The sequence below is a fragment of the Ensifer sp. NPDC090286 genome (assembly GCF_044769565.1).
Classification (GTDB): Bacteria; Pseudomonadota; Alphaproteobacteria; order Rhizobiales; family Rhizobiaceae; genus Ensifer.
Genome location: NZ_JBIVYF010000001.1, coordinates 899,635 through 912,150 on the forward strand (window position 1 = coordinate 899,635; position 12,516 = coordinate 912,150).

Here is a 12,516-nt window from a genome sequence, read left to right on the forward strand (position 1 = left end):
CGGCCCTTGGGAAGCCGATATGTCATCCGTCCGAATTTCACGCCTGCCCTAACCTCGTTTGCCCGCACGGTGCCTGACAGACCAGCACGTCATAAACATGGTCGATTCCAAAAGATTAGAGAAGGAATCTCACATGCAGCACGATCTGTTGCGACCTTGAACACGGCTGCGCCACAATGGTTGTCGAATCCTTCACGCACCGCAGCAACTTCTTAAGGATTGCTCACTAGACTGCAACGCAATCGCAACCGTCGCATATGAGCATGAGTATCGCTGCCAGCACATCGACCGATAAGATTATCGTCGACAAATCGCGTAGCCATCGAAACAAGGCTGTTTCGAGGACGGTCCGCGCGACGCGCGAACGGCTGCAGACGGGCTCGTCGGTGCCTTCGGGCTTCGAGCGCGAGATGCTCAATCTCTACATCGACAGTGCGCTGCATGGCGCGATCGCCATCCCGGTGCTCGTCGCGCTGATAACAGCGGTCGGCATCTACCTTTCCGGCAATCTCGGCTTCGTCCTCTGGGCGGTCATGACGCTCTCGGCCCATGCCGTTACGCTTTTCTTTGCGCGCAAGGCACGCCGGGAAGACATGAGCGCCGAGAAGGTTCCGGTCTGGCGTCGCCGCTTCCTGCTCGGGCAGGTGCTGATGGGCCTCTGCTGGGCGACCTTCGTGGCGCAGGATTGCGCCAGCTGCGGCAATGTGCGCTTCGGCTTCTTCGAGGGGACGGTGCTGCTGGTCGCGCTTGCTGCGACCGCTATGGGCACGTTCCTGCTGCGCAACGCGCTCCTCTACACCTTCGCACCGGTCGTCGCCGCCCTCGCCTTCGCATCGCTCACGACCGGCGACCCTATCTATGTCGGCCTCACCGGCATCATCTCGCTGTCGCTGCTCTTCCTGGTGCTGATGACGGACCGGATGAACCGCGCAAGCGTTCACATCCTTTCCGTTCAGTCGGAAAAGGACGACCTGATCGCGGAACTCGAAGTGGCAAAGTCGATGTCCGACGAAGCCCGCCGGCGCGCCGAAGAAGCCAATCTCGCCAAGTCGCGCTTCCTCGCATCCATGTCGCACGAGCTGCGCACGCCGCTGAACGCCATTCTCGGCTTCTCCGAGGTGATGTCGACCGAGGTTCTGGGCCCGCTCAGCAACCCGACCTACAAGGAATACACCAACGATATCCACCGCTCGGGCGAGCATCTCTTGAACCTCATCAACGAGATCCTCGACCTGTCGCGCATCGAGGCCGGCCGCTACGATCTCAACGAGGATTCAGTCAGCCTCGTCGATATCGCCGAGGATTGCATCGGCATGGTGCAATTGAAGGCCCGCGCCAAGAACATCACAATCCACCAGCAGTTCGAACACGGCATGCCCTCGGTCTGGGTCGACGAAAAGTCGATGCGCCAGGTCATTCTCAATCTGCTGTCGAATGCCGTGAAGTTCACCAATACCGGCGGCGAAGTCACCTTCAAGGTCGGCTGGACGGCCGGCGGCGGCCAGTACCTCTCGATCAAGGACAACGGCCCCGGCATTCCCGAGGAAGAAATCCCGATCGTGCTCTCAGCTTTCGGTCAGGGTTCGATCGCCATCAAGAGCGCTGAACAGGGCACCGGTCTCGGCCTGCCGATCGTCCAGGCGATCCTTGCCAAGCACAATGGCGAATTCATCCTGCGCTCGAAGCTGCGCGAAGGCACTGAAGCCATCGCCATCCTGCCGGCCCGCCGCGTGCTCGAAAGCCTGCCGGCGATCGAGGATGTCGCAGCCCCGGTTCGCCGCCGCAAGAGCTTCGCCTGATCCATGCACGTCGAGACGCAGCGCCTAAGGCTTCGGCCCTGGGAAGAACGCGACATCGCGCCCTTTGCGCTTGCCAACGCCGATCCCGAAGTCCGGCGCTACTACTATCCGGCCATTCTGACGCACGACGAAACGGCGGCGATGATTGCCGACTGCGCCCGCCACCTCGCCGACCGCGGCTTCGGCTTCGTCGCCGTTGAACGCAAGTCCGATGGGGCGCTGGTTGGCGGTCTCGGCCTTTCGGAGGCTGGAGACGAAATCCCCGGCGGCCCGCATGTCGAAATCGGCTGGATCCTCGCCCGCGCCCACTGGCGGCAGGGTTATGCGCTGGAGGCGGCGAGCGCCTGCCTGGACCATGCGTGGCGCACACTCGGCCTTGCCGAGGTCATCGGTTACACCTCGCGCATCAACCAGCCGTCGCGGGCACTGATGGAACGATTGGGCATGCGTACGGATCCAGCCGAGGACTTCGACGACGTCACGGTGCCCGTGGGCAACCCTCTGCGTCCGCACGTGCTCTATCGGGTGAAGGCGCCGGCCGGCTGGCCAATTAGTTCATGAAGCCGTCGAAGATCACGACATAGGCGGCATAGACGCCGTTGGCGACGATCAGGCAGAGGCAGGCGAAGGATCCGAGATCCTTGGCGTTCTTGCCCATTTCCGAGATTTCGGGAGAAACGCGATCGACGATTTCCTCGATGGCCGTGTTGATCGCCTCGAAGGCCATCATCAGCAGGAAGAGGATCGCCATCGCCACATATTGGAAGAAGGTTGCGCCGACGACGATGAAAGCGACCATCGCGGCGGCAAAGGCGATCAATTCGTGGCGAAAGGCCGCTTCGCCGATCAGCCGCTTGGCGCCGCCGAGCGAATAGCTCGCAGCGGCAAAGAGATGCCGAATGCCGGTCTGCTTTTCGACAGGACCCGTCTGTCCAATGCGGTGCGTGGTGTTCTTGGCGTCCATTTCGTCTCGACAGGGCTTGAAACCGTGCTTGCTTCGACATCGTGATTGAGGCGAATGCAAGGCGGTTTCGGTTGCAGGCACCCAAGACTATAGCTAGGGCGCGCATTTGCGCTTTGGATAGGCGAGAAGGACGCATCCATCAAGGCCCGGCACACGACGGCGTCACGCCCGTGACAGGCCTTGGACAGAAACCGGCCGGTCTTCCTGCAAAGACCGGCCGAAACTTCACTATTCCTTGTTGCTGACGCCGGCCTGGGCAAAGGTCGCCATGCCGCTGTGGCAGGCGGCTGCCGCCTTGACGATGCCGGCGGCGAGCGCCGCACCCGTGCCTTCGCCGAGCCGCATGCCGAGCGCCAACAGCGGCGTCTTGCCGAGCTTCTCGATTGCGCGCAGATGCCCCGGCTCGCCCGAGACATGGCCGATCAGGCAATGGTCGAGCGCGGACGGATTGGCCGCCCTCAGGATCGAGGCCGCGGCGGTCGCCACATAGCCGTCGATGATCACGGGCACCTTCTGCACGCGCGCCGCCAGGATGGCGCCGGCCATGGCCGCAATCTCGCGGCCGCCGAGGCGGCGCATCAGTTCAAGCGGATCGGACAGGTGGTCGCGATGCAGCGCCACGGCCTTTTCGACGGCAGCGATCTTGCGCTTCAGCACCTCGCCTTCGGAGCCGGTGCCCGGGCCGACCCACTCCTCGGCCGTGCCACCATAAAGGCCGAGATTGATCGCGGCCGCGATCGTGGTGTTGCCGATGCCCATTTCGCCGATGCACAGCAGATCCGTGCCGCCGGCAATTGCCTCCATGCCGAAGGCCATGGTCGCCGCGCAATCGCGCTCGGAAAGTGCCGCTTCCTCGGTGATGTCGCCGGTCGGATATTCGAGCGCCAGGTCGAAGACCTTCAGCCCGAGGTCGTGGCTGACGCAGATCTGGTTGATTGCAGCACCACCGGCAGCAAAGTTTTCCACCATCTGCGCGGTAACGGACGACGGGAACGGGGTCACGCCCTGACGGGTGACGCCGTGGTTTCCGGCAAAGATCGCCACCAGCGGCCGGTTGACGGCCGGCGCCTTGCCGGTCCAGGCGGCGAGCCAGAAGGCGATTTCCTCGAGGCGACCAAGCGCGCCCGGCGGCTTCGTCAGCTGGGCGTCCCGCTCCCGTGCGGCAACAAGTGCTGCCGCATCCGGGCCCGGCAGGTTGCGCAACAATTCGCGAAAGTCATCAAACGGCAGGCCGCTGGCACTCATGGGAGGAATCCTTGCATCATCGTGAAGCTCTATCTACGCCCCTCATAGAGGTCGCTGAAAATTCGGGCAACGACATTTGCGCCAATCGGCGTCGCCGCCTCGATCCGTCAGCGGCTGCAGACGGCCGGTGAAAGGTCTTGGAAAAGTGTGGCCGGTACGCACAGGCGAGCCCGTCCGGCTTGCGAGACTCGCCGCAGTCGGTAGTTTGGCAAAGGCCGGCTCAATGGCCGCAACCTTGGAGGAGCCATGGGCTTCGTTGGCGATTTCTGTGACGATGTGGCGCGGTCGATCGGCTTCTTGAGCCGCATCCCCATGCCCGCGCGCCACTTCGAAGGCTATGACGGGCGCCTGAGCCGCGCCGTGCGCGCCTTCCCGCTTGCCGGCCTGCTGATCGCCTTGCCGTCGGCCGCCGTCGCCATGGGCCTCGTGGCGTTGCAGGTGAGTTCGCTCTTTGCCGCCTTTGTCGTCGTCGCCATCCAGGCGCTAGTCACCGGCGCGTTGCACGAAGACGGGCTTGGCGACACGGCCGATGGCTTTGGCGGCGGCCGCGACCGCGACGCGGCGCTTGCGATCATGAAGGACAGCCGCATCGGCACCTATGCGGCCGTCGCCCTCATCCTCTCCTTCGGCCTGCGCGTCTCGGCGCTCGCCTCGATCCTGCCGCTCTTTTCACCGCTCGGCGCTGCCATGGCCATCCTTGGTGCCGCGTGCCTCAGCCGCGCCGCCATGGTCTGGCACTGGTCGTCGCTGCCACCGGCACGCAGCGGCGGTGTTGCGGCAGCAGCCGGCGCGCCCGAGCCGGCGGCCACGCGCTTCGCGCTCGCCTCCGGTGTTCTTGCCGCGATGCTGCTCTTCTATTTTGCGCAGGTTCCAGCGCTCGGCCTCGTCGCAGCGCTCGTCGCATTCCTTGCCACCGTCAAGGGTTTTGCTCGGCTGGCAATGCGCAAGATCGCCGGACAAACGGGCGACACGATCGGAGCCACGCAGCAACTGACCGAAATCGCCGTACTCGGTGCCCTTGCGCTGACGGTTTGAAACATCGATATATCAAGGGAAAACTGAGCACGCCCATGGAATCTCCCTGCATTCTCGTCTGTTCGATCGATGACAAGACCGGCTACTGTTTCGGCTGCGGCCGCACCCGCGACGAAGTCGGACGTTGGACGCTCTATTCCGATGCCGAACGCCGGGCGATCATGAGCGCGTTGCCTCAGCGCCTCGAGACCGTCGAACGCAAGCCGCGGCGTGAAACCCGGCGCACGCGCATGGCGAGGGAACGCGGCGAAGCATGACCCGTCTTGCCATCCTGCTCTCGATCCTGGCCATCGGTCTCGTCCTGTTGATCGTCAACCACGACACAGGCCGCACAATGGGGCTTGCCAACGACCAGTTCGGACAACTGGTTTCGCTCGGCGCCATCGCCACGCTGATCGGCGCCGGCATCCTGCAAAGCCGCCACCGCTTCGGCGAAGGGCTGCGCCAGATCGCCATCTGGCTCTTCGTCGTTCTGGCGCTGGTCTCGGCCTATGTCTACCGCTTCGAGCTGCAGGGCTTCGGCAACCGCCTGCTCGCCGGCCTCATCCCCGGCCGCGCCACCATCATCACCGACAGCGAAGGCCAGCAGGAAGTGGTGCTGCAGAAGATGCTGAACGGTCATTTCGAGACCACCGCGACGGTCGACGGCAAGGACATCAGCATGCTGGTCGATACCGGCGCCAGCAGCATCGCGCTCACCTATGAAGATGCGGAAAAGATCGGCCTCGACCCGGCCAACCTCAATTACATCGTCACCGTCATGACTGCCAATGGCCGCGCGCAGGCAGCCCCGGTGATGCTTCAGGAGATTTCGATCGGCCCGATCACGCGTCGCAACATCGGTGCGACCGTTGCAGCCGAAGGCAAGCTCGACCAGAGCCTGCTTGGCATGAGCTTCCTGTCGACGCTGGAGATGCTGCAGATGCGCACCGACGAGCTGCGCCTGCGCGACTGACCGCACATCCGGCCGGTCACTGCTCCGGCCCGATGAATCTTGGCAGAGGAGCCGCTCATGGATTTCATGCGACTGCTGAAGTCGATCGAAGAGCTGCTCTACGAGCTCGTCTGCTGGCTGCTGTTCTATCCGCTGACCCTGTGGCGCACGCTGCGCCACCCGCAGGCAATGATGCGCTATGCCGACGTCGAGCTCGGCGACGACGTGCCGGACCAGTATTCGGATGCGCTGAGCCCGCCGCTCTTTCTGCTGATCACGCTGCTTCTGGCACACGCGCTGGAGCTTGGCCTCGTCAGGCAGGCTGTTCCGTGGACCGCGACGTCGCTGCTTGCCTCCGATTCCAACCTGCTGATGTTTCGCGCCGTCGCCTTCAGCATTCTACCCTTGCTGATGGCGGTGAAGCTCCTGCGCAGCAAGGGCGAGAAGCTGACGCGTGACACGCTGCGTCCGCCCTTCTTCAGCCAGTGCTATGTCACCGCGCCCTTCGCTTTTGCCATCAGCCTCGGCGGCCAACTGCTGCTTGCCGGGCATAACGCCTTCACCTCCGTCGGCGTCGTCTTCGTCGTCGCCTCGATCGTCTGGTACATCGTCGCCGAAACGCGCTGGTTCATGGCCGACCTCGGGCTTTCCGCCGTGCGGTCGTTCTTCCACGTCGTAATCACGATTCTTCAGGCGCTGCTTGCGATGGCCGTCGCCAGCACAATCATAGCCTATGCCAGCGGAGCTGTGCCGGCGCCGACACCCTGACGACCGGCGGCCGTCAGTTTCTCAGGCGGTAGCCGGTGCGGAAGATCCAGGCCAGCACCGACATGCAGACCGTCAGGAAGGCGACGATGATCACGGCGCTGAAGATCGGGCTGACGTCGGAGACCTCGAAGAAGCTCCAGCGGAAACCGCTGATGAGATACAGCACCGGGTTGAAATGGCTGACCGCCTGCCAGAAGGGCGGCAGCATCTTGATCGAGTAAAAGCTGCCGCCGAGGAAGACGAGCGGCGGAATCACCAGCATCGGGATCAGGTTCAGCTGCTCGAAATCCTTGGCCCAGATGCCGATGATGAAGCCGAACAGGCTGAAGGATATGGCCGTCAGCACGAAGAAGAAGACCATCACGAAGGGATGAGCGATGGTCAGGTCGACGAAGAGTGACGCCGTCAGCAGAATGATCGTACCGATCATCATCCCCTTGGTCGCCGCCGCGCCGACATAGCCGAGCACGATCTCGACCATCGAGACCGGCGAGGACAAAACCTCATAGATCGTGCCTGTGAATTTCGGGAAGTAGATGCCGAAGGAGCCGTTGCCGATGCACTGCGTCAGCAGCGTCAGCATCATCAGGCCGGGCGTGATGAAGGCGCCATAGGAGACGCCGTCGATCTCCTGGATGCGTCCGCCGATCGCCGCCCCGAAGACGATGAAATAGAGCGAGGTGGAAATGACCGGCGACACCACGCTCTGCAGCAGCGTGCGGCGGGTGCGGGCCATCTCGAAGAAATAGATCGACTTGATCGCTTCGATGTTCATCGCCCTGCCCCCACGATTTCGACGAAAATGTCTTCCAGCGAGCTCTGCCGCGTGGAAATGTCCTTGAGCCTGATACCGGCCTCGGCCAGGGCGGCAAGCAGGGTGGTGATCCCGGTCCGCTCCGCGCTGGTGTCGTAATCGTAGATCAGGCAATGACCATCGCCCTCGAGCGTCAGGTTGTAGCCCGAAAGCACCTCGGGCACGCCCTCCAGCGGATGGGCGAGATCGACGCGCAACTGCTTGCGACCGAGCTTCGACATCAGCGCCGCCTTGTCTTCGACCAGCAGGATCTCGCCGCCATTGATGACGCCGATGCGGTCGGCGATTTCTTCCGCCTCTTCGATGTAGTGCGTCGTCAGGATGATCGTCACGCCCGAGGCGCGCAGCCGCTCGACCACGTCCCACATGCTCTTGCGCAGGTTGACGTCGACGCCGGCCGTCGGCTCGTCGAGGAAGAGTATCCGCGGCTCATGCGACAGCGCCTTGGCAATCAGCACGCGCCGTTTCATGCCGCCCGAAAGCTCGCGCAGCATGTTGTCCTTCTTGTCCCAGAGCGACAGGTCCTTCAGCACCTTCTCGATATGGGCGGGGTTCGGCTTCTTGCCGTGCAGCCCGCGGGAGAAGGAGACGGTGTTCCAGACGGTCTCGAAGGCGTCGGTGGTCAACTCCTGCGGCACGAGCCCGATCATCGCGCGGGTCTCGCGGAAATCGCGCACCACATCGTGGCCCCCGACCATCACCGTTCCGCCGCTCGGATTGACGATGCCGCAGATGATGGAGATCAGCGTCGTCTTGCCGGCGCCGTTCGGCCCGAGCAGCGCCAGGATCTCGCCCTCCTCGATATCGAGGCTGACGCCCTTCAGCGCCTTGAAGCCGGAGGCATAGGTCTTCGACAGATTGGAAACGGAAACGATTGGCGCCATGAAAACTGATCCGGAAGCAGGGGCAGAGTCTTGAGGTCCCGCCCTATATGGGACAATTCATTCCGATTTGCAGCCGGCTGGAATGAAAAAACAAGATGACTGTGCGTCAACGCGGCTGAGACAGTCGCGAACCGGTGCCCGCTTCGGCCGTTGTCTGCCTCGGGAGCTTGCGGTCGACCAGCCGGTCATGGACCAGCATCCCGGCCAGCATTGCCACCACGAAGAGCACCGTTGCCGGCAAGCCAAGCGACAGCGAGGCGAGCGCCGGACCTGGGCAAAGCCCGACCAGCCCCCAGCCAACGCCGAAGATCGCCGAGCCGACGATCAGGCGCCGGTCGATGACCTGGTTGTTGGGCAGATGAAAGCTTTCGTCGAACAGCGGACGCTTCAGCCGGCGCGTCACGAGAACGCCGAGCGCCGAAACGACGACGGCTCCGCCGAGCACGAAGGCAAGGCTGGGGTTCCAGTTGCCGGTGATATCTAGGAATGCACGCACGCGGGCCGGATCGAGCATGCCGGACAGCGAAAGACCGAACCCGAATACGACGCCGGAGACGAGCGTCGCGGCAAGGCGGAGCAAGGCGCTGTTCATGCGAAGAAACCCGTAACGAAGACGGTGACGATCGCCGCTGCCATGAAGGTGGCGACCGCTGCGATCGAGCGGCGCGACAGCCTCGCAAGCCCGACGACGCCATGACCGCTGGTGCAGCCCGAGCCCATGCGCGAGCCGAAACCCACCAGCAGGCCGCCAACCACGAGAAGCGGCCAGGAAGCCGTCACGGTCACAGACGGCCAGGCATCAAAGACGAGGCGATAGAGGACCGGTCCGGCGATCAGCCCCAGCACGAACAATGCGCCCGACGACGCCTGTACGCCCTGCAGCAGGCGCCCTGCTATGCCGCTGATGCCGGCCACCCGGCCATTGGCCACCATCAGGATCGCCGCCGACAGGCCAATCAACAGCCCGCCCGCCAGCGCATTCCCGTATTCATTCATGCTTTAGAACCATCCCGACAGAAGATCTGATAGAGCGCGCCGACGAGACGCGCCACCTTGTCGTGACTCAGCCGATAGAAAACCTGCTTGGCCTGCCGACGGGTCGAGACAATGCCGGCATCCCGCAACACCGTCAATTGCTGCGAAAGCGTGGGCTGGCGAATGCCCAGCATTTCCTCGAGCGCTGCGACAGAATGCTCGCCTTCGAGCAAGGCGCTCACGATCAGCAACCTGTTACGATTGGCAAGTGTCCTGAGGATTTTTGAGACTTCAGCGGCGTGCACAGCCATATCGCTGCGCATTCCCGGAAATTGCATGACCGTTCCCATTTCGTCCTCCTGTGGCGTCAAGGAGTGAGTAGGGCCCCCAATGCTTGTAGCGGCCAACCAGACACTATCCAAGATTGTTATATGAACTAATATAATATCGTATTACTTATTACAAAACCAGACGAAAGGGAAAGATCAGCACGGCCCCGGCATTCCGATATTTTGTAGCGTGCAGAAAATTAGATAGAAAATTCAATTGGTTATAACAAGATCCGGAAAAGTCGCGAATCGCCATATTTGGGGCAACCGTTCGGAACAAGCGCCAGATGACTAAAACCTAAAGTATAATACTACTTAATTAGAGAATCGGCGCGGTCCGCAGACCTTCGCCGGCAGCCGGCCAGCAACGCATTCGAACGAAAGCCGGCGCAAGATTTCCCCGGCCGACCACAGCAATTGTGCCCGGCTGTCACGAAACCGTGACGCTCTTCGATCAGTTTGCAACGCGCGGGCCGCGACATCGCCCTTTGATTTGCGCTCGTGATTTGCACGCCGGAGCCTCCCCCTTTTGCTCCGGTCGTTGGGCCGGCCTCCCCGCCGGCCTCTTTTTTTGCCGGCTTCCGAGCTTCGGTAGCCGGCGGCTCGAAAGCACAACTGCTGACCGACCGAACCACTAATCGCAGTGCCGATAGCCGGTCTTGCGGGTCCTCAGGTCGAAGTGGAAGTGGTCCTTGTGGAATGGGTCGCTGCCCGGGCCGAGCACGGTGTTGAAGTACTTGCAGCTGTCGGAACGCACGGCCTTCAGCAGCGCCTTCTCGCGGAAGGCGAAAAATCCCGGCTTGCGCACGTCGATTTCCTTGCCGTTCTTCAGCACGAACTTGCCGACATCGATGGCGTTGCCGCGCGCATGTTCAGACATCGGATTGCCGCGACGCGAATTCATGGTGCGGCAGGAATAGCCGCCGAGCGGCTTGATCGTCTTGATGCCGGACCAGTAGCGGTAGCGCGACGACGGCGCGAGTTCGTACTTCACCCACTTCGCAAAAGCCTCGGTCACCTCGCAATTGAGCTTGACCGCCGGCTTCACGCCGATGCCGCCGGAGAGGCCACTGAGTTCGATCGGATAGTCGATGCCGCAGGACGGACCGTTGCTGATGCGCGGAATGTCGCGAAAGGTGACGCCGAGCTTTTTCAGGCGCTGGCGGCAGGCGATTTCGGAACCGGGCATCGCGCCGGTATCGTCGGGCGTCGACATCGGATTGTTGGCGCGCGGCAGGAAGGCGACCTGCTGTGGCTCCTGCGTGCGCTGAAGGGCGCGCTGCCGTTCCATGGCGCGGGCGCGCTGCGCCTCTTCGGCGGCCATCTTGTCCGGCGACAGCGGCGGCAGATCCGGATCGTAGCCGAGGTTCGCCTCGGCCGGTGCTGCGCTGTTTGCGCCGCCGAGCTGACGCACATTCTCGTCCCCAATGCCGCCGACCACCGGCTGGCTGGCATTGCCCTCGGCAATGTCGTTGCTCTGCTCTTCCGCGAGCCCCACCACGGGCTGCTCGACGCCGAGCATCGCATCCATGTTGACGCCCTCTTGCGGAATGGGGCTCGAGCCGGCGCCTGCCGGTTGCGCGCCCGTGGCCACAGCCTCGTCGCTATCGAGCATCGGAAGCGCGCGACGCGTCTGCTGGGGCGCTGCATGCTGCGGATTGGCCTGGAAGGTCGAGGGTTGCGTGGCGGCGGGATAGGCGGCCACCTCATCTGCCGGCACAGCATCGACAGGAACCGGCCCGATCGACCCGACCCGCGCCCCGCCATCGATGCGGCCGGGCGGCGACAACGCGTCACCGGTCGAGCAGGTGACGAGCGAAAACGAGAGAACGAGCGCCGTCAGCGGGCGATGGAGACGAGTAACATAGGCCATACCGAACTGCGCCTTCCTCCAGATGGCCAGAAAGACCACCGTCATCGCCCCGCTGCCCCTGCAGCCGCCTTGCGCTCGATTGGCACGCAATGGTTGCTGCAGCACCTGCAATTGCTGCCTTTTGCCTGTGTCGCAAACCGGGCACAGCGGTCAAAAAGGCTGATTTGTCTGGGATTTTATTCAAATACGGTAAACGAAGGCTTGCGCGTCACTTGCAGGAAATCGGGTGCGCCGGGCGAGAACCGGCCGCTATATGATGAAAAAAGAGCCCGCGTCCTCATCGGACGCGGGCTCGCATGCTCAAGACTGGATAGCGCGGGGGTTAGCGGCACTCGCCGCGATGGATGACCTGGAAACCGGCACCACCCGCTTCGCAGGCGTTGGAGAAGGTTTCGATGCGGCCGCCACGCTGGCCGCAGACCGGGGCGTATTCGCGGGTGCAGAACTGGCCCTCGGACGGACGGTCGTCCTCCCTGCGGCATTCGCCGCGACCGATCACCTGGAAGCCCTCGGAACGCGCCTGGCAGGAATTCGGGAAGGTCTGCATGCGACCGCCGCGCTGGCCGCAGACCGGCATGTATTCCATGGTGCAGGCCTGCGGCTCGCGGTCCGGCGGACGGTAGTCCGGGCGGCACTCGCCGCGGTGGATGACGTTGAAGCCATCGGCGCGCGCCTGGCAGGAATTCGGGAAACTGCGCGTGCGATTGCCGCGCTCGCCGCAAACCGGCGCATATTCCATCGTGCAGGCCTGCGGGCGCGTGGGCCTCGGCCCGGGCCGCGGCTCATCGACGACCACGGTACAGGCGGAAAGAAAACCGAGCGCCAGCATCAGCAAGGCAATCGGCCGGGTCAGAAGTAGTTTGAGAAGTGCCATGGTGTCCCCTCTAGTGCAGCGG

General features: G+C 63.2%; 15 protein-coding genes. 6 read left to right on the forward strand and 9 right to left on the reverse strand.

The genetic code is table 11. From position 1 onward, the window contains the following. The first annotated feature begins 263 nt into the window (after positions 1-263). Complete coding sequence (locus ACIQUG_RS04410; protein WP_043625480.1) at positions 264-1,799, forward strand: HAMP domain-containing sensor histidine kinase; 1,536 nt, start codon at positions 264-266, stop codon at positions 1,797-1,799. Between the two features lie 3 nt (positions 1,800-1,802). Next, positions 1,803-2,360, forward strand: a complete 558-nt coding sequence (locus ACIQUG_RS04415; RefSeq protein ID WP_402317798.1) for a GNAT family N-acetyltransferase — start codon at positions 1,803-1,805, stop codon at positions 2,358-2,360. Here ACIQUG_RS04415 and ACIQUG_RS04420 read toward each other — a convergent pair. Further along, positions 2,350-2,763, reverse strand: a complete 414-nt coding sequence (locus ACIQUG_RS04420) for a diacylglycerol kinase (protein ID WP_043625459.1) — start codon at positions 2,761-2,763, stop codon at positions 2,350-2,352. The genes ACIQUG_RS04415 and ACIQUG_RS04420 overlap by 11 nt on opposite strands. A gap of 228 nt (positions 2,764-2,991) precedes the next feature. After that, on the reverse strand, positions 2,992-4,008 hold the full coding sequence (cobT, locus tag ACIQUG_RS04425) for a nicotinate-nucleotide--dimethylbenzimidazole phosphoribosyltransferase (RefSeq protein ID WP_043625456.1): 1,017 nt from the start codon (positions 4,006-4,008) through the stop codon (positions 2,992-2,994). A 246-nt stretch (positions 4,009-4,254) separates the two neighbouring features. On the opposite strand from cobT, the gene ACIQUG_RS04430 reads away from it, so the two are divergent. The 4 genes from ACIQUG_RS04430 to ACIQUG_RS04445 are packed head-to-tail and all read left to right on the forward strand — an operon-like array spanning position 4,255 to position 6,745. Continuing rightward, positions 4,255-5,043, forward strand: coding sequence for an adenosylcobinamide-GDP ribazoletransferase (locus ACIQUG_RS04430; protein ID WP_402317803.1), 789 nt, complete (start codon positions 4,255-4,257; stop codon positions 5,041-5,043). A 35-nt stretch (positions 5,044-5,078) separates the two neighbouring features. After that, the gene (locus ACIQUG_RS04435; protein ID WP_402317806.1) at positions 5,079-5,300 is read left to right on the forward strand and encodes a DUF1289 domain-containing protein; all 222 of its coding nucleotides are present in this window, start codon (positions 5,079-5,081) and stop codon (positions 5,298-5,300) included. Further along, positions 5,297-5,998: a TIGR02281 family clan AA aspartic protease gene (locus ACIQUG_RS04440; protein ID WP_402317809.1), complete on the forward strand. Its 702-nt coding sequence runs from the start codon at positions 5,297-5,299 to the stop codon at positions 5,996-5,998. Before ACIQUG_RS04435 ends, ACIQUG_RS04440 begins: the two co-directional genes overlap by 4 nt. 57 nt (positions 5,999-6,055) lie before the next feature. After that, positions 6,056-6,745 carry a permease gene (locus ACIQUG_RS04445; protein ID WP_402317812.1) on the forward strand — a complete coding sequence of 230 codons (690 nt, stop codon included), beginning with the start codon at positions 6,056-6,058 and terminating at the stop codon, positions 6,743-6,745. 13 nt (positions 6,746-6,758) lie between these two features. Here the strand turns inward: ACIQUG_RS04445 and ACIQUG_RS04450 are convergent, their stop codons facing one another. From ACIQUG_RS04450 to ACIQUG_RS04480, 7 genes are all read right to left on the reverse strand, one after another. Then, positions 6,759-7,520 carry an ABC transporter permease gene (locus tag ACIQUG_RS04450; protein ID WP_192446301.1) on the reverse strand — a complete coding sequence of 254 codons (762 nt, stop codon included), beginning with the start codon at positions 7,518-7,520 and terminating at the stop codon, positions 6,759-6,761. After that, positions 7,517-8,443, reverse strand: a complete 927-nt coding sequence (locus tag ACIQUG_RS04455; protein ID WP_402317816.1) for an ABC transporter ATP-binding protein — start codon at positions 8,441-8,443, stop codon at positions 7,517-7,519. The genes ACIQUG_RS04450 and ACIQUG_RS04455 overlap by 4 nt, the downstream gene beginning before the upstream one ends. A 106-nt stretch (positions 8,444-8,549) precedes the next feature. Further along, the gene (locus ACIQUG_RS04460; protein WP_402317819.1) at positions 8,550-9,035 is read right to left on the reverse strand and encodes a DUF6691 family protein; all 486 of its coding nucleotides are present in this window, start codon (positions 9,033-9,035) and stop codon (positions 8,550-8,552) included. Beyond that, positions 9,032-9,439, reverse strand: coding sequence for a YeeE/YedE family protein (locus ACIQUG_RS04465; protein ID WP_402317822.1), 408 nt, complete (start codon positions 9,437-9,439; stop codon positions 9,032-9,034). The genes ACIQUG_RS04460 and ACIQUG_RS04465 overlap by 4 nt, the downstream gene beginning before the upstream one ends. Further along, positions 9,436-9,768, reverse strand: coding sequence for a metalloregulator ArsR/SmtB family transcription factor (locus tag ACIQUG_RS04470; RefSeq protein ID WP_043626019.1), 333 nt, complete (start codon positions 9,766-9,768; stop codon positions 9,436-9,438). Before ACIQUG_RS04470 ends, ACIQUG_RS04465 begins: the two co-directional genes overlap by 4 nt. A 613-nt stretch (positions 9,769-10,381) precedes the next feature. Continuing rightward, positions 10,382-11,620, reverse strand: coding sequence for an extensin family protein (locus tag ACIQUG_RS04475; RefSeq protein ID WP_402320568.1), 1,239 nt, complete (start codon positions 11,618-11,620; stop codon positions 10,382-10,384). Between the two features lie 322 nt (positions 11,621-11,942). Then, the gene (locus tag ACIQUG_RS04480) at positions 11,943-12,494 is read right to left on the reverse strand and encodes a Kazal-type serine protease inhibitor family protein (protein WP_402317826.1); all 552 of its coding nucleotides are present in this window, start codon (positions 12,492-12,494) and stop codon (positions 11,943-11,945) included. Between the last annotated feature and the right edge of the window lie 22 nt (positions 12,495-12,516).